This window comes from Corynebacterium sp. HMSC05E07, assembly GCF_001807225.1.
Taxonomy (GTDB): domain Bacteria; phylum Actinomycetota; class Actinomycetes; order Mycobacteriales; family Mycobacteriaceae; genus Corynebacterium; species Corynebacterium singulare.
The window spans coordinates 17,451-37,659 of the sequence record NZ_KV788225.1 but is presented as its reverse complement, the minus strand read 5'-3'; the positions used below and the strand labels follow the sequence as shown (position 1 = coordinate 37,659).

At 59.0% G+C, this 20,209-nt stretch carries 18 protein-coding genes; 13 read left to right on the top strand and 5 right to left on the bottom strand.

The features are described 5' to 3' along the window. The first annotated feature begins 102 nt into the window (after window positions 1-102). Window positions 103-705 carry a dephospho-CoA kinase gene (coaE, locus tag HMPREF3149_RS06225; protein WP_070537142.1) on the top strand — a complete coding sequence of 201 codons (603 nt, stop codon included), beginning with the start codon at window positions 103-105 and terminating at the stop codon, window positions 703-705. On the opposite strand, the gene HMPREF3149_RS06220 is transcribed toward coaE, so the two are convergent. Further along, the gene (locus tag HMPREF3149_RS06220; protein WP_070537141.1) at window positions 702-2,078 is read right to left on the bottom strand and encodes a DUF4185 domain-containing protein; all 1,377 of its coding nucleotides are present in this window, start codon (window positions 2,076-2,078) and stop codon (window positions 702-704) included. The genes coaE and HMPREF3149_RS06220 overlap by 4 nt on opposite strands. Before the next feature lie 104 nt (window positions 2,079-2,182). Between HMPREF3149_RS06220 and HMPREF3149_RS06215 the strand changes: the two genes are divergently transcribed. The 4 genes from HMPREF3149_RS06215 to HMPREF3149_RS06200 all read left to right on the top strand — a co-directional run bounded on the left by HMPREF3149_RS06215 (window position 2,183) and on the right by HMPREF3149_RS06200 (window position 5,748). Further along, on the top strand, window positions 2,183-2,545 hold the full coding sequence (locus HMPREF3149_RS06215) for a DUF4259 domain-containing protein (RefSeq protein ID WP_042531022.1): 363 nt from the start codon (window positions 2,183-2,185) through the stop codon (window positions 2,543-2,545). A 22-nt stretch (window positions 2,546-2,567) separates the two neighbouring features. Beyond that, window positions 2,568-4,670 (top strand): excinuclease ABC subunit UvrB, encoded by a 2,103-nt coding sequence (gene uvrB, locus HMPREF3149_RS06210; RefSeq protein WP_042531019.1) that lies wholly within the window; start codon window positions 2,568-2,570, stop codon window positions 4,668-4,670. Window positions 4,671-4,745: 75 nt separating this feature from the next. Next, window positions 4,746-5,195 (top strand): universal stress protein, encoded by a 450-nt coding sequence (locus HMPREF3149_RS06205; protein WP_042531017.1) that lies wholly within the window; start codon window positions 4,746-4,748, stop codon window positions 5,193-5,195. Between the two features lie 112 nt (window positions 5,196-5,307). Then, a complete protein-coding gene (locus tag HMPREF3149_RS06200) occupies window positions 5,308-5,748 on the top strand; it encodes a universal stress protein (protein ID WP_042531016.1) in 441 nt (146 codons plus the stop codon). Between the two features lie 77 nt (window positions 5,749-5,825). On the opposite strand, the gene HMPREF3149_RS06195 is transcribed toward HMPREF3149_RS06200, so the two are convergent. The 4 genes from HMPREF3149_RS06195 to HMPREF3149_RS06180 form a co-directional block, all read right to left on the bottom strand. Beyond that, window positions 5,826-6,836, bottom strand: coding sequence for an App1 family protein (locus HMPREF3149_RS06195; RefSeq protein ID WP_070537193.1), 1,011 nt, complete (start codon window positions 6,834-6,836; stop codon window positions 5,826-5,828). A gap of 10 nt (window positions 6,837-6,846) precedes the next feature. Further along, window positions 6,847-9,147, bottom strand: a complete 2,301-nt coding sequence (locus HMPREF3149_RS06190) for a HelD family protein (RefSeq protein ID WP_210385420.1) — start codon at window positions 9,145-9,147, stop codon at window positions 6,847-6,849. A gap of 80 nt (window positions 9,148-9,227) precedes the next feature. Beyond that, the gene (locus HMPREF3149_RS06185; RefSeq protein ID WP_070537139.1) at window positions 9,228-10,151 is read right to left on the bottom strand and encodes a DoxX family protein; all 924 of its coding nucleotides are present in this window, start codon (window positions 10,149-10,151) and stop codon (window positions 9,228-9,230) included. Window positions 10,152-10,223: 72 nt separating this feature from the next. Next, entirely contained in the window at window positions 10,224-10,826 is a 603-nt protein-coding gene (locus tag HMPREF3149_RS06180) for an MBL fold metallo-hydrolase (protein ID WP_070537138.1), read from the bottom strand. A 77-nt stretch (window positions 10,827-10,903) separates the two neighbouring features. Between HMPREF3149_RS06180 and uvrA the strand changes: the two genes are divergently transcribed. The 8 genes from uvrA to pheS all read left to right on the top strand — a co-directional run bounded on the left by uvrA (window position 10,904) and on the right by pheS (window position 20,190). After that, entirely contained in the window at window positions 10,904-13,741 is a 2,838-nt protein-coding gene (uvrA, locus tag HMPREF3149_RS06175; RefSeq protein ID WP_070537137.1) for an excinuclease ABC subunit UvrA, read from the top strand. Continuing rightward, window positions 13,738-14,745 carry a serine hydrolase gene (locus tag HMPREF3149_RS06170; protein ID WP_210385419.1) on the top strand — a complete coding sequence of 336 codons (1,008 nt, stop codon included), beginning with the start codon at window positions 13,738-13,740 and terminating at the stop codon, window positions 14,743-14,745. Before uvrA ends, HMPREF3149_RS06170 begins: the two co-directional genes overlap by 4 nt. Window positions 14,746-14,963: 218 nt before the next feature. Continuing rightward, the gene (infC, locus tag HMPREF3149_RS06165; RefSeq protein ID WP_083280789.1) at window positions 14,964-15,533 is read left to right on the top strand and encodes a translation initiation factor IF-3; all 570 of its coding nucleotides are present in this window, start codon (window positions 14,964-14,966) and stop codon (window positions 15,531-15,533) included. A 36-nt stretch (window positions 15,534-15,569) separates the two neighbouring features. Then, window positions 15,570-15,764, top strand: coding sequence for a 50S ribosomal protein L35 (rpmI, locus tag HMPREF3149_RS06160; RefSeq protein ID WP_039675593.1), 195 nt, complete (start codon window positions 15,570-15,572; stop codon window positions 15,762-15,764). Between the two features lie 56 nt (window positions 15,765-15,820). Continuing rightward, window positions 15,821-16,204 (top strand): 50S ribosomal protein L20, encoded by a 384-nt coding sequence (rplT, locus tag HMPREF3149_RS06155; protein WP_005323264.1) that lies wholly within the window; start codon window positions 15,821-15,823, stop codon window positions 16,202-16,204. 222 nt (window positions 16,205-16,426) lie between these two features. After that, on the top strand, window positions 16,427-18,085 hold the full coding sequence (locus tag HMPREF3149_RS12965; protein WP_083280788.1) for an alkaline phosphatase: 1,659 nt from the start codon (window positions 16,427-16,429) through the stop codon (window positions 18,083-18,085). A 160-nt stretch (window positions 18,086-18,245) separates the two neighbouring features. Beyond that, window positions 18,246-19,046 (top strand): TrmH family RNA methyltransferase, encoded by an 801-nt coding sequence (locus HMPREF3149_RS06145; protein ID WP_070537191.1) that lies wholly within the window; start codon window positions 18,246-18,248, stop codon window positions 19,044-19,046. A 97-nt stretch (window positions 19,047-19,143) separates the two neighbouring features. Continuing rightward, complete coding sequence (pheS, locus tag HMPREF3149_RS06140) at window positions 19,144-20,190, top strand: phenylalanine--tRNA ligase subunit alpha (RefSeq protein ID WP_070537135.1); 1,047 nt, start codon at window positions 19,144-19,146, stop codon at window positions 20,188-20,190. Window positions 20,191-20,209 lie beyond the last annotated feature (19 nt).

Genomic DNA, 20,209 nt, shown 5'->3' with positions numbered 1-20,209 from the left:
GCGCGTTAGCGCCTGAGGTTCTGAGTACTCAAGGCCGTCTCTCCCCACGCCATTGTGGGAGAGACGGCCTTTGTGCATGTCTCTCGCGTATCGTGGGCGGGTATGAAACTCATTGGACTCACCGGCGGTATTGGAAGCGGAAAATCTACTGTGGCCCAGTTGTTGGTGGAGCAGGGCTGGGCGCTTGTCGATGCCGACCAGATCGCCCGCGACATTGTCGAACCAGGCCAACCGGCTCTCTCCGAGCTGGCCGATGCGTTCGGGGAGGACATTCTCAACGCCGATGGCTCCCTTAACCGGGGGCTACTGGCCTCGCGGGCCTTCGCGAGCCGCGAGAAAACGGACGTGCTCAATTCCATCACGCATCCGCGTATCCACGAAGAAACCCAAGCCCGTTTCGAGGCTGCGCGCGCGGCGGGCGAAGCGTTCCTGGTCTATGACATGCCGTTGCTCGTGGACAATGGTCTCAACAAGGGCATGGATGTCACCATCGTTGTCGATGTTGAGATTGAAGAGCGCGTACGCCGCCTCGTGGAGTTTCGAGGACTGGATGAAGAAGACGCGCGCCGCCGCATTGCAGCGCAGATCCCTGATGACGTCCGCCTTGCTGCAGCGGATTATGTCATAGACAACAACGGCCCCCTCGAAGCGCTCGATGCGCAGGTCGAGAGGGTCGCAGAAGAGTTGAAGCGTCGCTTTAATTAGCGCGTTGCTACCACATCAGAGACAGCGATGTGGTCGTTGTTCTCCATGTCCTCGCCCACGAAATCAAGATCCGTGCGCATGAGCATGGTGTTGTAGTCGCGCCACGACGTCAGTGTGTAATACAGGTGCTGATCGTCCTGATGAGGCAATACGTAAGGAGCGTAAGTGTCATTGAGCGGCTCGCCGCTGATGACCTTCGCTGTTTCAGCGTCCACGAGCTTGCGGCGCGGGGACCACGGGCCTTCGGGGGAGGGCGCCGTGCGCATGACGATGCCCTCGCCCTCAACACCGTACATGGTGACGAATTTGCCCAGGTAGTCGTTGTACGCCACCGAGAGCTCAGAGACTTTGCCATCTAACACAACGCTGGCCTGGGAGGGATCGTGGACCCATCCGCCGTCCGCGTAGTACGCGAAGGCGTTCTCGTTGGGAAACTGCGACTTCAGTGCGCGGGAGAGGTATGCCGGACCGCGACGGCCTTGCCCGGTGGTAAAGCGGTAGATGTAGTCTCCGTGTTCGATGTAGGCCGACTGTTGAAGCTTTTCGAAGCCCGGGCGGTAATTCGCACCACCTGGGATCGGGGCGTTCGCGCCGTGGCTGGCGTTCGTGCGGGTTGCTTCTGGGACTGGCGTCCATGACACGCCACCATCGGTCGACTTCACCGTTGCGGCAAAGTTGGTGGACCAGCCGGTCTTCGGATCGTGCCAGGAACGCACTGACATGTAATCGATGTAATGCACGCCGTCAACCACAATTCCGGCTGTGGGAATGGTGGTGCGCTCGCCGTTCATGTCAGCGTCACCGACTTTTTGAGAGGGGATGAACTCCTTGGCATAGCCAGTGGCGGACCAGCCGCGGCTAGTCAAAGCGTCATCGAGGCGCAGACCATCGCCGTAGTCCTGATCGGTCGTGCGCAGGAGAACGTTGGAGCGCCAGCCATCGCCCTCGCCGACGCAGTCCATGGTGTCACCAAACACATAGTAGGAGCGGCCGGCCCCATCGGCATAGGCAATGCCGAGGTCAGTACCCGAGACACCGAAGTCGAGGTCAGTACGGTTAGGGGAGCCGGCACCGGTGATGAGCTGCATGATCTGTGTTGGCCCACCAGTGATCTGGCGCTGGTTGTAGTTGCTGCGCTGACCGCTATTGGCACGCTCCGGCTGGGAAGGCTTCGAGGAGCCGCTCAACAGTGCGCTGAGCCCGCCGAGTGAGGAACCACCGGCTGGGGCGGACGCGGACGGCTTCGATGTGAAGCTTCCGGACTTGGAGTATGGCGTACAGGGCGCGGCCACGGCTTGTGGGGCGTGGGCAACAAGGGCGACGGGGAGAAGCGCGGTAACGGTTACTGCGCTAGCAAGGGAACGAAACTTCATGACAGCCGATTCTAAAGGAGCGCAGCAACATTTAAAGGACATGGTAGACAAAATTTACCTTTCGCTCTCATCTCGTTCATGTTCGATGCTTAACCTCACTCCTCATGGGAACCTGGGACGTCGGGCCATTCGACAATCACGCCGCGCGCGCAGTGCTCGCGCAACTTCGTGATGGCTCTTTCGACCTAGAAACTTTTAAGCGAAGCTGCGCGGAGGCACCCATTGATGTGGATGATGCCGAAACCATCATTGCGCTCGGCGCCCTGGCTTCAACCCCTTTCGAGAAGCTCCCAGGCGGATTGTGCGGGGCAGATGTTCGTATCCTGCGCACCCCACAAACTAGGGCGTGGCTTCGCAAGCGTATGAACAAAGCTATGGAGCCGGATTCATCACCGATATATGCGCTGTGGGAAACTACCGACGAGTTGGAGGACTGGCTGCGCACCACGCGCGCCGCAATGCCGTGACGAGCGCGTTAGACTGGTCGGCATGGCTTTTGCTGCTGAACACCCCATCCTGCCAGTTTCTGAGCACCGCCCTGTGGGCGAAGTCGAGCGCCGCTCGGCTGAATTCAAGGTTGAGTCTGAATACAAACCCGCTGGTGACCAACCCGCGGCTATTGCGGAACTAGACGAACGCCTCAACCGCGGTGAACGCGATGTCGTTCTCATGGGTGCTACCGGTACCGGTAAGTCTGCCACCGCAGCGTGGCTCATCGAGCAACAGCAGCGCCCCACTTTGGTCATGGCGCCGAATAAGACGCTGGCCGCCCAGCTAGCCAATGAGCTTAGGCAGTTGCTGCCGCACAACGCGGTGGAGTACTTCGTGTCGTACTACGACTACTACCAACCTGAGGCCTATATCGCGCAGACGGATACCTACATTGAGAAAGATTCCTCTATTAACGAGGACGTGGAGCGCCTACGTCACTCCGCGACTTCGGCGTTGCTCTCGCGCCGCGATGTCGTCGTAGTCTCCTCTGTGTCCTGCATTTATGGTTTGGGTACACCGCAGTCCTACCTGGATCGCTCGGTCGTGTTGGAAGAAGGTGAAGAGATTGACCGCGATCGCTTCCTACGCCTTCTCGTGGATATCCAATATGAGCGCAATGATGTGGGCTTTACCCGTGGTACCTTCCGAGTCAAGGGCGACACCGTGGACATTATCCCAGCGTATGAGGAACGCGCGGTGCGCATCGAGTTCTTTGGTGATGACGTGGATGAGCTCTACTACATTCACCCGCTCACCGGTGATGTGATTGAGCGCGTTGATGAGGTCCGGATCTTTCCAGCGACGCACTATGTCGCCGGGCCAGAACGCATGGCACGCGCGATCGAGGACATCAAAGAGGAGCTGGCAGAGCGGTTGGCGGATTTGGAGAACCGCGGCAAGCTGCTCGAAGCGCAGCGCCTTCGCATGCGCACCGAATATGACCTTGAGATGATTGAGCAGGTAGGTTTCTGCTCGGGCATTGAGAACTATTCGCGCCATGTCGACGGCCGCCCAGCTGGATCCGCACCGGCCACCCTCTTGGATTACTTCCCGGAAGATTTTCTCACCATTATCGACGAGTCGCACGTCACCGTGCCGCAGATTGGTGGCATGTATGAAGGTGATATGGCCCGTAAGCGGAACCTCGTCGAGTTTGGATTCCGGCTGCCATCGGCGGTTGATAACCGCCCGCTGACCTTTGATGAGTTCGAGGAACGAGTGGGGCAGACCGTTTACATGTCGGCCACCCCGGGCGATTTTGAGATGACGGCTTCGGGGGGAGAATTCGTTGAACAGGTTATTCGCCCGACTGGTCTGGTGGATCCGAAGGTGACGGTCAAGCCTACGAAGGGGCAGATCGATGACCTCATTGATGAGGTTCGTGCCCGTACCGCCAAGGAAGAGCGCGTGCTTGTCACCACGCTGACCAAGCGAATGGCGGAGGACTTGACGGACTATCTCCTCGAGCACGGAATCAAGGTGCGCTACCTGCACTCCGATATCGACACTCTGCAGCGCGTGGAGTTACTGCGTCAGTTGCGCTTGGGTGAATTCGATGTCCTCGTTGGTATTAACTTGCTGCGTGAGGGCCTGGACCTTCCGGAGGTGTCCCTCGTGGCCATCCTCGATGCCGATAAGGAAGGATTCCTGCGTTCGACCACCTCATTGATCCAGACCATTGGCCGTGCCGCACGTAACGTGTCGGGCGAGGTCATCATGTATGCGGATAAGATCACTGATTCGATGCAAGAGGCCATCGAGGAGACGGAGCGCCGCCGCGAGAAGCAGATTGCGTATAACACCGAACACGGCATCGACCCGCAGCCGCTGCGCAAGAAGATTGCGGACATCCTCGACCAGGTCTATGAGGATGCTGACAAGGACGGCGAGGGAGGGGCGGATGCCGATCCAACGGCGATCGTCGAAAAGCGCGATGTGTCCTCCATGGCGGCGGATGAGGTGCAGGCGCTTATCGACGATTTGACGGCTCAAATGCGTGATGCCGCCCGTGAGCTCAAATTTGAGTTGGCGGGGCGTCTGCGCGATGAAATCGCTGATTTGAAGAAGGAACAGCGCGGCCTTAAGGAAGCTGGAATTTAGGCGGGGATGTTCGCGCCTGCAGCGCGGTATCGTGCCATACTATTTACAGATTAAACACCACTTATAAGGAGAAATATGCTGAGCTACAACGTTATCGCCGTCGGCACTGATGGATCGAAGACCTCCCTACGCGCGGTGCAGTCCGCCGCATCGATGGCACGTGCCTACGACGCAACGCTGATCATTGTTTCCGCGTTCTACAATCACTCCGGTTCGATGTTGGGTGCCCCGAACGCCGAGGATGCTCGCGTGCCCGTGGTGAGCGAGGAAATGTCGGAGAATTACCTCAACAACGCTGCCGAGATCGCGCACAGCGAAGGTGCTCAGCGCATCGAGATCATTGCCAAGTCCGGTGACCCCGTCAATGCGCTCATCGAGGTCGGCCGTGACCACGATGTGGACCTGTTCGTTGTGGGTAATAAGGGCATCCATTCCGTGCGTGGACGTGTCTTTGGTTCCGTGGCTACGGAGCTCACCCGCAAGGCTCACGCCGACGTGGTCGTGGTCAACACGACCGAAGATTAGGATTCCAATCGACGTGTTGGCACCCGCGTTGTTAAACTAGCGGGTGCGCGAAAAGTTTAATTGATTGTCAAGCGAGATTCCCGTGATTGGAGGCTCGCGAAGAAAGGTCATCATGAGCGATTACAACAAGATCGTGGTCGGTACCGACGGTTCCAAGTCTTCCCTGCTCGCAGTGGAGCGTGCCTCCAAGATCGCTGCAGCCTTCGATGCCACCCTCATCATCGGCTGTGCCTACTACGAGAACCAGGAGCAGGCGTCCAAGACTCTGCGCCAGGATTCCGTCACCATCCTCGGTGATGAAAAGGCCCAGGCCAACCTAACCTCCGGCAAGGAGCATGCAGAGAAGTTTGGCGTGAAGAACGTCGAGACCGCTGTCCGCCCGGGTACCCCGGTTCAGGCCCTGATGTCTATCGTCAACGACAATCAGGCTGACCTGCTCGTCGTGGGTAACCGCGGCATCAACTCCTTGACCGGCCGCCTGCTGGGGTCCGTTCCGGCTGACGTGGCTCGTCAATCCGACTGTGACGTCATGATCGTTCACACGGTCAACTAGGCCCCACAAAGCCACCGCGCGGTTTCCCTACCGGGGCCGCGCGTTTCTTGTTTTCGAGGGGTCTGTTGGGCTCAGGGTCAGAAACGTAGCTTGCGGTAAGCACGCGCGAGGGCCGTGCCGTCAGCGCCTTGGATAAGGGGGATGTTGAAGGACGTTTGGTCGTTGACCCTGGCAAGTGGAGCCAATGAACCGTGCGAGAGTAGCTGCTCTTGTGGGGAGAGGTTTCGAATCGCCACCGCGGCCACCCGGTCTGGGTGCTCGGCCACAGCATCCGCATAGGTCAGCGGATCGTGCTGGCCATCATCCCCAATGAGCAACCACCGCAGCGCTGGGAAAGCGATGAACAGGTTTCGAAGCTGCACGCGCTTGTGCTCCTGGCCATTGCGGAACAGCCCGGTAGGAGTGGGACCCCAGTCAGTGAGCAGCAGCGGTCCGCGCGGGAAACCGTTCTCCTCCATGAAGGTGACCAAGGTGTCGTAGGTGTTCCACGCACCGGTAGAGAGGTAGATGAAGGGCACACCAGGCTTCTCCGCGGCAATCTCACGGTAGAAGGACGCCATGCCTTCAACCTGAGTGCGGGTATTGGTGCGCTTAACCCAGGAGTTCCAGGCCGCGATCATGGCGCGGGGGAGCCAGGTGACCATGATGGTGTCATCGATATCGCTGATTACGCCGAATTCAGTGTCCGCACTCACGATGAGGACTTCAGCCGTAACTTCTTCCGCTCCCTTGGCGCGAATGCTGACTTCGTGCCAGCCAGGCTCGAGACCATGGTCATGGACAAGAACATCGATGTAGCCGTTGTGATTGCTGGTGCCGGCGACAGTCTTTCCTCCAACGGTGACTTCTACCTCGTGACGTGGAACCTGGATAGTGAAGAACTGGCGGTAGCCGCGTTGCGCCCACGTATCAGTGTCCTGTGATTCGGGATCGTGCATGAGTACTCGGCCCAAAACATGGACGAAATGTTCATTTCCATACCCGGAATATCCGGTAATAGAGGGCTGCCAGCCCTTGCGGGCTGAGCGCTTCAGCGTCACGGAATTAGTGGTGAACTCAATCTTACGGGCGATATCGGAAAGTGCCATGCGCACCAGATTATCCGAAAACCTCCGAGTAGCGCCCAGCGATCGTCAACGTCTGGGTTGCGCGGGTCAGCGCCACATAGAGGTTGTGGATACCTTGCGTGGAGGCCGCCACAATATCGTCGGGGTTGATCACCGTGACGTGGTCGAATTCGAGGCCTTTTACTTCCTCGACATTCGCGGCAGTGATGACGGCATGGAGGCGTCCGTCGGGGCCAGTGAAGGTTCCAGGCTCCTGATCAGGGGCACTAGCATGCCAGGTGACATCATCCCCATCTCGCACCGCAATACTTGGCGTGGCGTCCGGGTTAATCTCCGCTAGGAGGCGGTTTGCTAGTTCCGTGACGGGACGTGGGGTGCGGTAGTTGACCGTGAGCCCATGTTGACGGAAGCGCTGGCCCACGAAAGGCTCCAGCGTTGCTGCCCACTCATCCACGCCGGCGGGGGAGCCGGTTTGGGAGGTATCGCCCACGAGAGTCATCCACCGTGACGGGCTGCGGCGGAAGATCATTCGCCACTCCATGGGGGTGAGCTCCTGTGCTTCGTCAACGATGACGTGTCCGTAGGCCCACGTGTAATCCTCCCGGGCGCGCTGCGCGGTGGTTCGGGAGTCACGCACTTCGTGACGGCGGGCGAGATGCTCGGCGTCAATGACGTCGTGGGCAGAGAGAATTTCGGCCTCGAACATGTCATCGTCATTATCGGTCGAGTCAGAGGAGCTCAGGATGTCCAGAGCGTCCTCAGCCTCGGCGACTTGTTCGCGCCATTGCCTGTCTTCGGCGGCGCGTTCGGCTTCAGGGTCGGGCATGCCGATGAGCACCGCGAGCTCGTCGAGAAGCGCTGCGTCCGATGCGGCCCAAGCTGTACCATTCACGCGGTACAGCGCCCCGCGTGTCTCCTCGTCATAGGCACTCGCCGCGGAGTCGATACGCTCGCGGTTGCTGAGCAGCTCTGCGAGGACCTCGGTGGGAGACAAGTGAGGCCAGAACTCGTCGACGAGATCGGTGATGAGCGGTTCCTCAGCAAGATCATCGTGGAGTTGGTCGACGTCAGCGCGGGAGAGCAGGTTGGCTCCGCCGAGTGGGTCCGCACCGATGCGCTCCGCCATCTGCTGAGCCAATGATTCGATGAGGTGCTCGGCAAAAGCGCCTTGAGCATCATTGTGAGGCTTTCTCGAGCGCCGCGCGCGGGTACGAGCGGCTTTGACCATGTCTGCCGTGACAGTGAGCTCAAGGCGGTCGATATCGATAACGCGGGGTTCCTCGGGAAGACACTGATAATCCTTGACGGCGTTGCTCAGGATCTCAGCCATAGCCTCAGAGCCCTTGATCTCGCGGGCGAGCAAGGATTCGGGGTGAGTTGCATCGATGCCGGGGAAGAGAGAAGCGATCGTGGACAGAACCACGCCGGTCTCACCGAGCTCGGGCAGCACCCGAGAGATGTATTCCAAGAAGGTGGAATTGGGGCCCACGATAAGCACACCGGTGGCGGCGAGCTGCTCACGGTAGGTGTACAGCAGGTAGGCCACGCGGTGTAACGCTACCGCGGTCTTACCCGTGCCTGGGCCACCTTCGACCACCATGACGCCACGCGTGCTATCGCGAATGATCTCGTCCTGCTCGCGTTGGATGGTTTCCACAATGGAAGGCATGTGACCGGTGCGTGCGCGCTGCATGACGTGGTGTAGCGCGGATTCACTGGCCACGTCACTATCCTCAACTGCTGATTCGCCATCGAGAACTTCATCACTAACCCCAGTGACGGTTCGGCCCGTTGTTCGGATATGGCGACGCATGTGCACACCCTCCGGGTGTGCTGTAGTCGCGAGGTAGAAAGGCCTAGCCATAGGCGCGCGCCAGTCCAAGAGAAGAGTGCGGTAGTCCTCTTCACGGGCATCAAGGCCCATGCGCCCGATATAGCGGCGATCGAGTCCTTCTGGAGTGGGGTTGTCACCGGGGGCATCGATATCGATACGTCCAAACACCAGTCCCAGTTGAGCAAGATTGAGGCGATCGAGTTTGGCTTGCAAGCCGTGGTACTCGGTCTCGCGGCGCACCAACGCATCAGCATCAGGTGTGTGTGGATCTACAGCCGCCTGGACCTCATTAAGCCGCTCATTCGCCGTCTGCACCTCATTGTCGAGACGCGCAAACAGGCCGTCGACATAAACCTGCTCTTTGGCAATCTCAGAGTTCAGTTCGTTCGTGGTAGCGGCGTGAGTTGTGGGAGAGGAATCAGACACGAGGCTCCTTGGGTGCGTGTGAAGGCTTCTCGACGACACGGAGGTAATAGAAAAAGGACAACGGCCCAGCATAGTCGCTGAGCCGTTGTCCTCTCCACCGCCCTCATTGCGGACGGTGCGTCTACGGGAAAGATCCGCAGTACAGGAAGCTTTTAGAAGCTGTCGCCGAACTTCTTGAAGGCCTTGTCCAGCTTCTTGGACGCAACCTTCTGCAGCTTCTCGGCGCGCTTACGAGCCTTCTTCTTGGCACGCTTGCTGTCGATGGAATCTGCCTTGGCCAGGGCCACATCGGCGCGATCCTGGGCCTTGCCAGCAGCCTTCACCAGGCCCTTGCGAGCGGTTTCGGTGTTATCGCGGGCGGCGTTGAGCCAGTCATCCTTGTTGTCGTCGAAGAACTCGCGGGCGCTTTCAGCGGTGTCCTCAACGAAGGAGCGAGCGTTATCAAGCAAGTCACGGCCGGTGGACTCCCAATCATCGCGGTTGTCCTCGACGTAGTCCTTGGCAGTCTCGAACCAATCAGTGGCCTTTGCAGTCACATCGGAGGAGATGTCGCTCGCACGGTTGGACACGTCCTCCGCGAACTTCTGCTGATCGGACTTGCCCGGGAGGGCAGCCTGGATCTTCTTGTTGGCGCGCTCGGACGCCTTCGCGGTGCGCCAGCGCAGGGACGGCTTGCCCTCGGTGTCCTGGGTGACAATGGCCAGTGCACCGAGAAGCGCCGTGTTGGTGATGAAGTTGGTGCGCTGGGCTTCCTTGTCCTTCTTGGAATCAGCAGACCAGAAAGAGTTACCCGCAAGATTCGGAATGTGAGTCAGTGCCAGCACAGCTGCCGAGGTGCGTGGAGCCTTGCCCAGCGCAAAGGACGTGCCGGCTGCGGTCTTGGCACCGCCAAGTGCACGGGTAACCAGCTCCGGGTCATTCGGGATGTAGCCTGCGTACTCACGGGGCAGTACCTTGCGAAGGCGCTTAAGCACGGACTCGGTGTCCGCGACGTGCTCCGAGGTGTTGCGGAGGGTATCCACACCATCCCAGACAAACACAGAGGCCAGCATAGGACGGGCAAGCTTACGAATCATGACGTGCTCCATTCATTAGATATGTAAAGACGTTCGTCACACCATAGTACGCGGATCACCCAGCAATCGCTGTTACCACCGGCGCTCCCACCATTCCTCGAGGTGTGGACGTTCCGCGCCAAGGGTGGTGGAATCACCGTGTCCGGGCCGGACAATGGCCTCGTCAGGGAATACGTCAAAAAGTCTTTGTGTCACGTCCTTGTACAGGCGAACAAAGTCTCCTTCCGAGGTGGTCTTGCCCACGCCGCCGGGAAACAGGGAATCGCCCACAAAAAGGTTGGTCACACCGTCGATGTCCGCCGCGATGGCCGCACCGCCTGGGGTGTGGCCACGCAGAATCGTGACCGGAAACTCATAGCCCGCGAAAGGCAGAGTGTCACCATGTTCCAGTTCGACATCGACAGCCGCCGGCAGGGCAGGGGAGTCGAGGAAGCTGGCATAGTGCGTGGCACCGGTCTTCTCAAGGACCTCTTCAAGTGCACGGACGTGGTCCCAGTGGCGGTGTGTGGTGAGCACCGCGGTGATGGAAACGCCGTGATCGGCAGCGAGGGACAGGAGGGCGGGGGCGTCTGCGGAGGCGTCGACAAGCAGCGCCTCATCGCCAGCACACAACAGGTAGCAATTGTTGTCCATCTCGGAGACGGAAATTTTATGAAGCTCGAGTGCGTTGTTCATGTGTCCCACCTTACGGGTAGATTCTGATCCAGAACCCCCTAGAACGAACATTCTCTTGTGTAGGAAGGCAGCAATCAGTGGCTGATCGTTTGGTCGTACGAGGCGCTCGTGAACACAACCTCAAGGGCGTGGATATCGATATCCCACGCGATAAACTGGTGGTGTTTACCGGTCTGTCGGGCTCAGGCAAGTCTTCCTTGGCCTTTGACACCATCTTTGCCGAAGGCCAGCGCCGCTATGTGGAGTCCTTGAGCTCGTATGCTCGTATGTTCCTCGGCCAGATGGACAAGCCGGATGTCGAGTTTATTGATGGACTATCTCCGGCTGTGTCTATTGACCAGAAGTCCACTAACCACAACCCGCGCTCTACTGTGGGCACGATTACGGAAATCTATGACTACCTGCGTCTGCTGTTTTCCCGTGCGGGTACCCCGCATTGCCCGGAATGTGATGCGGTCATCGAGCGACAGACCCTACAACAAATCGTCGACGAAGTGCTGGGCCATGAGGAGAAGCTGAAATTTCAGGTGTTGGCCCCTGTGGTCCGCCGCCGCAAGGGTGAGTTCGTAGACCTGTTCAAGGACTTGGCAGCGCAGGGTTACTCTCGTGTGCGCGTGGACGGTGAACTGCACCAGCTTAGCGATCCACCGAAGCTCAAGAAGCAGATTAAACACGATATTGATGTCGTGGTGGACCGTTTGCAAGTCAAGGCGTCCCAAAAACAGCGCCTCACCGATTCAGTGGAGACGGCGCTGCGACTAGCGGACGGTCTAGTGACCCTCGATTTCGTTGACCGTGAAGAACTGACGCATACCTACTCAGAAAAGGCTGCCTGCCCCAACGGTCATGCGCTGGCGATCGAGGAATATGAGCCGCGGGCATTTTCCTTCAACGCACCGTTCGGTTCCTGCCCCGTCTGTGACGGATTGGGTACCCGCCTTGAGGTGGACGTGGATCTTCTTATCCCAGACCCCGATGCACCGGCGGTGGAGGCGATTCAGCCGTGGACATCGAGCCCGAATTCCCGGTACTTTGTCAAGCTTGTCGAGGGTCTAGCCAAGACTCTCGGCTTTGACCCACAGACGCCAGTGTCCGAGCTCAGCAAGGAGCAGCGCCACGCGCTGATCTATGGCTCGGATGCGGAAGTGACGGTGCGCTACAAGAACCGTTACGGCCGCCAGCGGAATTGGTCCGCGCCGTTTGAGGGAGCCATTGGCTTCCTGGAGCGCAAGCTGGAGCAAACAGATTCTGAATCACAGAAGGACCGCCTGCTGCAGTACACCCGCCGCGTGCCGTGTCATGCCTGTGGCGGTACTCGTCTTAAGCCGGAGATTCTTGCGGTGCGCTTGGCGTCGACTGCCCACGGCGAGCAATCCATTGCAGGTCTGACCGCGCTGTCCATCGAGGACGCGGCGGAGTTCTTGGACTCGCTGGTGCTGGGCCACCGTGAGGAGATCATTGCCGGTGCTGTTCTGAAGGAAATTCAGGCCCGCCTGCGCTTTCTTCTCGACGTCGGCCTCAACTACCTCACTCTCGACCGCGGCGCCTCGACGTTGTCTGGTGGTGAAGCGCAGCGAATTCGTCTGGCCACCCAGATTGGTTCCGGACTCGCCGGCGTGCTCTACGTGCTGGATGAACCTTCTATTGGTCTGCACCAGCGCGACAATCAACGTCTGATCAAGACCCTCAAGCGCCTACGCGATATTGGCAACACCCTCATTGTTGTTGAACACGACGAGGACACCATCCGCGAAGCCGATTGGCTTGTTGATGTCGGCCCACGTGCTGGCGAGTACGGCGGCCAGGTGGTCTACCAAGGTGAGCCCGCAGGTATTGAGGATGTCGAAGAGTCCCTCACCGGCCAGTACTTGTCCGGGAAGAAGGAACTCGCTGTTCCGGATTCGCGCCGCGAGATTGACCGCGAGCGCATGCTCAAGGTCGTGGGCGCACGCGAGAACAACCTGCAGAGCATTGACGTAGAGATTCCCCTTGGCGTACTCGTCTGTGTCACCGGCGTCTCAGGTTCAGGCAAGTCCACCGTTGTCAACCAGATTCTGGCGAAGACCCTGGCGAACAAACTAAACCGTGCCCGCCAGGTACCAGGACGCGCCAAGCGTGTGGAAGGTGTCGAGCACCTGGACAAGCTTGTGCAGGTTGACCAGAGCCCAATCGGCCGCACCCCGCGTTCCAACCCAGCGACGTATACGGGTGTCTTCGACAAGATTCGTAACCTCTTTGCTGAGACCCAGGAAGCCAAGGTCCGTGGCTATAAACCAGGACGCTTCTCTTTCAACGTCAAGGGCGGGCGCTGCGAGGCGTGCCAGGGTGACGGCACCATCAAGATTGAGATGAACTTCCTGCCGGATGTCTACGTGCCGTGTGAGGTCTGTCAAGGTGCGCGCTATAACCGCGAAACCCTCGAAGTGCTCTATAAGGGTAAGAACATCGCTGAAGTCCTTGACATGCCCATCGCAGAGGCGGCTGAGTTCTTCGAACCGATTAGCTCTATCCACCGATACCTCGACACCTTGGCGGAGGTGGGCCTTGGCTACGTGCGTCTTGGTCAAGCAGCCACGACCTTGTCGGGTGGTGAGGCCCAGCGCGTGAAGCTGGCTTCCGAGCTGCAAAAGCGCACGAAGGGGCGCACCGTCTACATCCTGGATGAGCCGACTACCGGTCTGCATTTCGAAGACATTCGCAAGCTTATGCTCGTCATTCAGAGCCTCGTGGACAAGGGCAACTCAGTGATCATCATCGAGCACAACTTGGACGTCATCAAGGCGGCGGACTGGATCGTGGACATGGGACCGGAAGGCGGGTCCGGTGGCGGTACCGTCGTGGCGCAGGGAACGCCGGAGGACGTGGCCAAAGTCGAAGGTTCCTATACTGGAGGCTTCCTCAAGGAGATGCTGTGATCCGAACCACCATGACGCCCCCGCGCCTCGGTGCGTCGTTAACAGCCGTGAGTCTTGCTGCATGCGCAGCAGTAACCGGCTGCTCGCGGCCTGACAATGCGCCTGGGCCGATGGAGGAGACGGACCACAGCGTCATGCGTACTGGGCAGGCCTCGGATTATGACATCAAGGCCGCACTAAACGAGGTCATCCGTGGGGTCGAAACCGACTTTGAGGACTATGAGATCCGTGCTGGCGTGGCCGTGGCTGATAGCACTGGGGCAGTGCAGGTAGGGCTTCGAGGAGAGGAGCCGACGTGGTCCACAGTCAAAGTGCCGATTGCCATTGCTGCGCTGCGTGATGGTGCCAGTTCCGACCTTGTTGACTTGGCCATTAAGGAATCTGATAACGACGCGGCGTATGCCTTGTGGTCCCACGTGAGGTGGAACGAGGGAGACGCCGGGCAAGCCGTGAAAAAGCTGTTGGCGGAGTACGATTCCCGCGGCGAACTGGAAGAACCGTTCGGCTACTCAACCTGGTTGTTGAAGGACCAAGCTGTGTTTGGGTCGCATCTGCCGTGTATCCCCGAAGCGGAGTACGTCTATGAAGTGATGGATCAGATTGTTGCGTGGCAGGACAACGGTTTGGACAAACTTCCAGACACGCGCGCCAAGGGTGGCTGGGGCCTGTCCGAGGAAGACAACAGCTACACTCACCGCCAGCTTGGCGTGCGCGATACCGGAATTGCCGGCTCCGTGGGCTTGGCAATCGAGGTCACCATGCCAGGAGTAAGTGCTGAACAGGCTATCCCAGCCCTGAACGTCCTTGCGGCTGGTGTTGATCGTGTGGTCACGGAGGCACTTGATGCAGGTACGCTGAAACCAGTGGAGGAGTGTGAACCGAAACCCACGAGTGCCACCAGTTCCGTGAGCAGCGCGGCGACGGCGACGGGGGCTCGGTCAAGCGTGACAATGACCTCGGGGGCGTCGTCAAGCACCGCCTCGACACGCACCTCCGCGCGGTGATTTGGTTCCGTGCCTCGTGGGTGTTAGGGTTGATCCCACTACCGCCCGTAGCGCCTCCTCCAGGAGGTACTTGGGCCGCAAGCGGAGTTTCTCCCACCCGAAGCCGCGCTTCACACTTTGTGTAGGTGCAGGATAAAGGTAAAGAGTAGGTGCCACGTGAGTGGTGCGTGCTTGTTAGAAACTCCCGGTTGCCAGTGGCACCCGGGATTTATTCGTTTGTGGTCACGGTAGGCACACTACTAACCCCACAATCGAGGAGAACCACAATCAGCGCTGAAGCTCGCATTAATGAGCGCATCCGAGTACCCGAGGTCCGTCTAGTTGGCCCCGGTGGTGAACAGGTGGGCATCGTTCGAACTGACGATGCTCGCAAGCTTGCGTACGAAGCGGATCTTGACTTGGTCGAGGTTGCGCCGAACGCGAAGCCGCCCGTAGCCAAGATCATGGATTACGGAAAGTTTAAGTACGAGCAGGCTCAGAAGGCCCGCGAGTCCCGTAAGAATCAGCAGCAGACTGTGGTGAAGGAACAGAAGTTCCGTCCGAAGATTGATGATCACGATTACGAGACCAAAAAGGGTAATGTGGTGCGCTTCCTGGAGAAGGGTTCCAAGGTTAAGGTGACCATCATGTTCCGTGGTCGTGAGCAGTCGCGACCGGAGCTCGGTTTCCGCCTGTTGGAGCGCTTGGCTGACGACGTCGCCGAAATCGGCGTCGTGGAGTCGCGCCCCAAGCAGGATGGTCGCAACATGACCATGGTCCTGGGACCCGTCCGCAAGGGCAAGAAGTAGACCACGCTCCACTTAGGATTTAAGGATTTAATTCTCATGAAGCAGAAGACTCACAAGGGCACCGCCAAGCGCATCAAGGTGACCGGCTCCGGCAAGCTGCGTCGCGAGCAGGCTAACCGCCGCCACCTTCTGGAGGGCAAGCCGTCCAAGCGCACCCGTCGCCTGAAGGGCACCGAGGACGTTGCCAAGGCAGACACCAAGCGCATCAAGCGCCTTCTCGGCCGCGCCTAGTTAGCGCCGAACTCCCCATCCCCACACACTCACAATCAAGATAAGGAAGTATTACTGTGGCACGAGTAAAGCGCTCAGTTAACGCCAAGAAGAAGCGCCGCGCGATCCTGAAGTCCGCTAAGGGCTACCGCGGCCAGCGTTCCCGCCTGTACCGTAAGGCCAAGGAGCAGTGGCTGCACTCCATGACTTACGCTTACCGCGATCGTCGCGCCCGTAAGTCCGAGTTCCGCAAGCTGTGGATCCAGCGCATCAACGCTGCTGCTCGTATGAATGACATCACCTACAACCGTCTCATCCACGGCCTGCGCCTGGCTGAGATCGAGGTCGACCGCAAGATCCTCGCTGAGCTTGCCGTCAATGACTTCGAGGCTTTCTCCGCACTGTGCGAGGCCGCAAAGGCTGCTCTGCCGGAGGATGTCAACGCTCCGAAGGCTGCCTAAGCACCTGACGTAGAAGCGTCATCCAGAGCCCACCTGCTCCCATACACTGGGAGCAGGTGGGCTTTGTGCGTCCCTGGGGTTCGGCGCTTCCGCCATCCAACGCGATAGTTGTTATTTATTTATTCATCTTCTACATACAGACCAGTAGCCCGGCTGTCACGCGTGAATATTAATCTTCCAGCTGTTCATTACTCGTCACGTTTCGCAAGGATAACTTCACAGATGACACTCTCGCGTTTCGCCACCTCTGCCGTGGCAGTTGTAACTTCTGCCTCCGTTGTTGCCCTGGGTATGAGCCCAGCGGTTGCCGCTGAGGATACTCACACTGGCCCCAAGAACATCATCTACATGATTGGTGATGGCATGGGCTATGGCCACCTAGCTTTGACCAATCTCTATGAGACAGGTCAGTCGAAGTACCTCGTCGACGGTGACTTCGGCGATGAGGAACTTAAAGAGAAGGACGGCGAGCCGGTTCAGTCCTATGAGGAGTTCAACCGACTGTCCATGGCAACGTTCCCTATGGGTGGTTCCTACGATCCGGAACAGGCGTGGAAGACCCATGAGTATGTCACGGAGGGCAAGATCACGGACTCTGCTGCCGCGGGTACAGCTATGGCGACTGGCGTTAAGACCAACAACGGAATCCTCGGCATGTCGCACTACGGCATGAAGGAAGAAAACATGTCGGAGCGTGCGAAGAAGCAGGGAAAGTCTGCCGGCGTAGTCTCTTCGGTGGCCTACTCCGAGGCAACTCCCGCTGCGTGGGCCGCACACAACATGGACCGCGATAAGCTGCAGGACATTACCAAGGAGATGCTCGGCAGCGACCTCGACCTTGTGATGGCCGCTGGCCACCCCTTCTACAACAACGACCATGAGAAGCTCGATACTCCGGACTACAGCTTCATCTACGAGGATGATTACGCCAAGCTATCTGAGGGCCAGACTGATTGGACCTACTTTGAGTCCAACGATGACTTTCAGAAGATGGCCGGCGGTGACGTCGAGCCGGGCACGAAGTACTGGGGCATCGCCCAGGTAGGCTCCACCCTCCAGAATTCCCGCACCGGTGAGGCCGAGGCCCCGTACTCGGACAAACTCAACGATGTTGTGGATCTGCCCACTATGACTACCGGTGCGCTGAATGCGCTGGGCCAGGATGACGATGGATTCTCCGTCATGATTGAAGGCGGTGCCATCGACTGGGCTGGACACGGCAATAACCCGGTACGCGATATTGAGGAAACCCAGGACTTCAACAAGGCCGTCGATGCGGCGATTGAGTGGGTTGAAAAGAACTCCTCCTGGGAGGACACCCTCCTCATCGTCACCGCTGACCACGAGACTGGATACTTGTCTGGTGCCAACGAGGTTCCGACGGACAAGAACCCCGAAGCGGACAACAAGTTCAACGCTATGGTAGGCGCAAAGGAGGAGGTTGGCCGCCACGGCTGGTACTCCGGCCAGCACACGAACCAGCTTGTTCCATTCTTCTTCAAGGGCGCAGGTTCTGCGGACATTAAGGCTCACGCTGCGGGAACCGATCCGGTGCGTGGTGATTTCATTGACAACACCACGGTGGCCAATCTCGTCTTCGACCAGTGGTGGACTGAAGGTGCCACTGCTTCGGGCGACGAGTCTCCGTCCGAGGAAGCCCCGAAGCCGTCCGAAGATGAGAAACCGTCCGAGCCCAGCAAGACCCCGAAACACGATGGGGAAGCTGGCAGCAGCACGAACTTTGGCGCTGGCGTTGCCGCCGGTATGGGCATCCTCGCAGCTGTAGTGGCAGCGCTTGCGACACTTGCTCAGCAGACCGGACTTGTCAGCATCAACCCGCAGGCACTTGTTCACCTGGCTCAAAAGGTTGGCCTGCGCTAGGAATTCTTGGCGAAATTCGGCGCCGTGCTTGTCGACGTTTCCCCGTTATCACCATCATCAACCCTCGCACTGTCCTGGGGTGAGGGTTGATGTTTAGACGGGGGAGTAACACTCGCGGCGGGACTTTTCAATGCCCCGATTGGTGGGTACGGTCAAGGCCATGGAATTAGATTTTTCGGCTGCCTTTACGGAGCGCACCCCTCGCGTGGTCAATGCCGCCAAACTGCACCGAACGGCCAACCGCAAGAAGGCAGAGCGCTTCATTATTGAGGGCGAAAACGCCGTCGATGCGGCAGTATCCACGGGTGCGGCGACGGACGTTTTTGTGACCGAAAAAGCTGCGGAGCGTTTTGCCCATATTGTGACGGCATGCGGATATATGGACGTCTACGTGCATCCCATCACAGATAAGGCAGCGAAGCATCTCTCGGATACCGCAACGAGCACAGGTTTGTTCGCTGTGTGCCGTCCTGTTCTGTGGACAGCGGGCAAGATTATGGCGGGTAAGCCGAAGCTGGTGTCTGTTCCAGTGCTCACGTCCGAGCCAGGCAATGCAGGAACGCTGATTAGGACCTCCGATGCTATGGGCGCTGATGGCGTTATTTTTGCAGGGGAGACTGTGGATCCGTTGGGCTGCAAGGTGGCGCGAGCTTCGGCAGGCTCGCTGTTCCACATCCCCGTTGCCCGAGACCCCAATATCAAGGACGTTCTAGGAAAGCTGCGCTCATCCGGGATGCAGGTGTTGGCCACGGCAGCGGATGGGGAAGTAGACCTCGCGGACGCAGACCTTTCCCAGCCCACGGCATGGTTGTTTGGTAACGAAGCCCATGGGCTCGGCGATCTGCAAGATGAGGCGGACATGCGGGTACGCATTCCGATTCTTGGTCGCGCAGAGTCGTTGAACCTGGCCACGGCGGCCAGCATTTGCCTGTACGAGTCAGCCAAGCAACAGGCCAACTAGCATTCTGACTGCCCTAGGGCTGGTGGGCACAGGTGTCTGGTAGCACGGTAAGATAGCTCGCGTTAGTTTTTCTGCGAGAAGAAGGTAATTAAGGCACGTGTCCGATACACCTCAGATCGAATTGACCGAAGAAGCCCTCGAGGCCGCCGCGCAGAAGGCCATCGCTGCCTTCGAGGCCGCGAGTGATCTCGACGAGCTCAGCGCGGCACGCCGCGATCACCTTGGTGACGGTGGCTATATCCCGCAGGCCCGTCAGTCCCTTGGCCAACTGCCGAAAGACCAGCGCAAAGACGCTGGCCGGGCAGTGAACATGGCGCGTGGCAAGGTGGAGAAGACCTTCGCGCAGATTCGTGAGGTCTTGGAGCAGGAAGCGCGCGCTGCGCAGCTCAAGGCTGAGAAGGTGGACGTCACCATCCCGACTACCCGTGCGCAGACCGGTGCACTGCACCCGATTACTGCCTTGTCGGAGCGTATCGCCGATATCTTCGTGGGTATGGGCTGGGAAATCGCTGATGGTCCAGAGGTGGAGGCTGAGTACTTCAACTTTGATGCCCTGAACTTCAAGCCGGATCACCCCGCCCGCACACTGCAGGACACCTTCCACGTAGGAAAGGAAGGGTCTAAGCAGGTGCTGCGTACCCACACCTCTCCGGTACAGGTCCGCACCATGCTGGAGCGCGACGTACCGCTGTACATCGCCTGCCCCGGCCGTGTTTTCCGCACTGATGAGTTGGATGCGACTCACACTCCCGTGTTCCACCAAGTGGAGGGCCTTGCCGTGGATAAAGGCCTGACGATGGCCCACCTGCGCGGTACGCTCGAGCACTTGGCCAAGGTACTTTTCGGACCAGAGACCACCACGCGCATGCGTGTCAATTATTTCCCGTTTACTGAGCCTTCCGCTGAGGTCGATGTCTGGTTCCCCAACAAGAAGGGCGGCGCCGGCTGGATCGAGTGGGGTGGCTGCGGCATGGTCAACCCGAACGTGCTGCGTGCCGTGGGCGTGGACCCGGAGGAGTACACCGGCTTCGCCTTCGGCATGGGCCTGGAGCGCACTCTGCAGTTCCGCAATGGCTTGACCGATATGCGTGACATGGTCGAAGGCGATGTCCGCTTCACCCTGCCCTTCGGCGTGCAGGCATAAGAACCCAGAAAGGATAGAG

Coding starts and splice junctions, on each gene's coding strand:
- HMPREF3149_RS06145 (WP_070537191.1), top strand. CDS start 18,246: ATGGAATTAGATTTTTCGGCTGCCTTTACGGAGCGCACCCCTCGCGTG.
- HMPREF3149_RS06200 (WP_042531016.1), top strand. CDS start 5,308: ATGAGCGATTACAACAAGATCGTGGTCGGTACCGACGGTTCCAAGTCT.
- HMPREF3149_RS12965 (WP_083280788.1), top strand. CDS start 16,427: ATGACACTCTCGCGTTTCGCCACCTCTGCCGTGGCAGTTGTAACTTCT.
- coaE (WP_070537142.1), top strand. CDS start 103: ATGAAACTCATTGGACTCACCGGCGGTATTGGAAGCGGAAAATCTACT.
- HMPREF3149_RS06180 (WP_070537138.1), bottom strand. CDS start 10,826: ATGAACAACGCACTCGAGCTTCATAAAATTTCCGTCTCCGAGATGGAC.
- HMPREF3149_RS06190 (WP_210385420.1), bottom strand. CDS start 9,147: ATGCTGGGCCGTTGTCCTTTTTCTATTACCTCCGTGTCGTCGAGAAGC.
- HMPREF3149_RS06195 (WP_070537193.1), bottom strand. CDS start 6,836: ATGGCACTTTCCGATATCGCCCGTAAGATTGAGTTCACCACTAATTCC.
- HMPREF3149_RS06215 (WP_042531022.1), top strand. CDS start 2,183: ATGGGAACCTGGGACGTCGGGCCATTCGACAATCACGCCGCGCGCGCA.
- rpmI (WP_039675593.1), top strand. CDS start 15,570: ATGAAGCAGAAGACTCACAAGGGCACCGCCAAGCGCATCAAGGTGACC.
- HMPREF3149_RS06185 (WP_070537139.1), bottom strand. CDS start 10,151: ATGATTCGTAAGCTTGCCCGTCCTATGCTGGCCTCTGTGTTTGTCTGG.
- HMPREF3149_RS06205 (WP_042531017.1), top strand. CDS start 4,746: ATGCTGAGCTACAACGTTATCGCCGTCGGCACTGATGGATCGAAGACC.
- uvrB (WP_042531019.1), top strand. CDS start 2,568: ATGGCTTTTGCTGCTGAACACCCCATCCTGCCAGTTTCTGAGCACCGC.
- HMPREF3149_RS06220 (WP_070537141.1), bottom strand. CDS start 2,078: ATGAAGTTTCGTTCCCTTGCTAGCGCAGTAACCGTTACCGCGCTTCTC.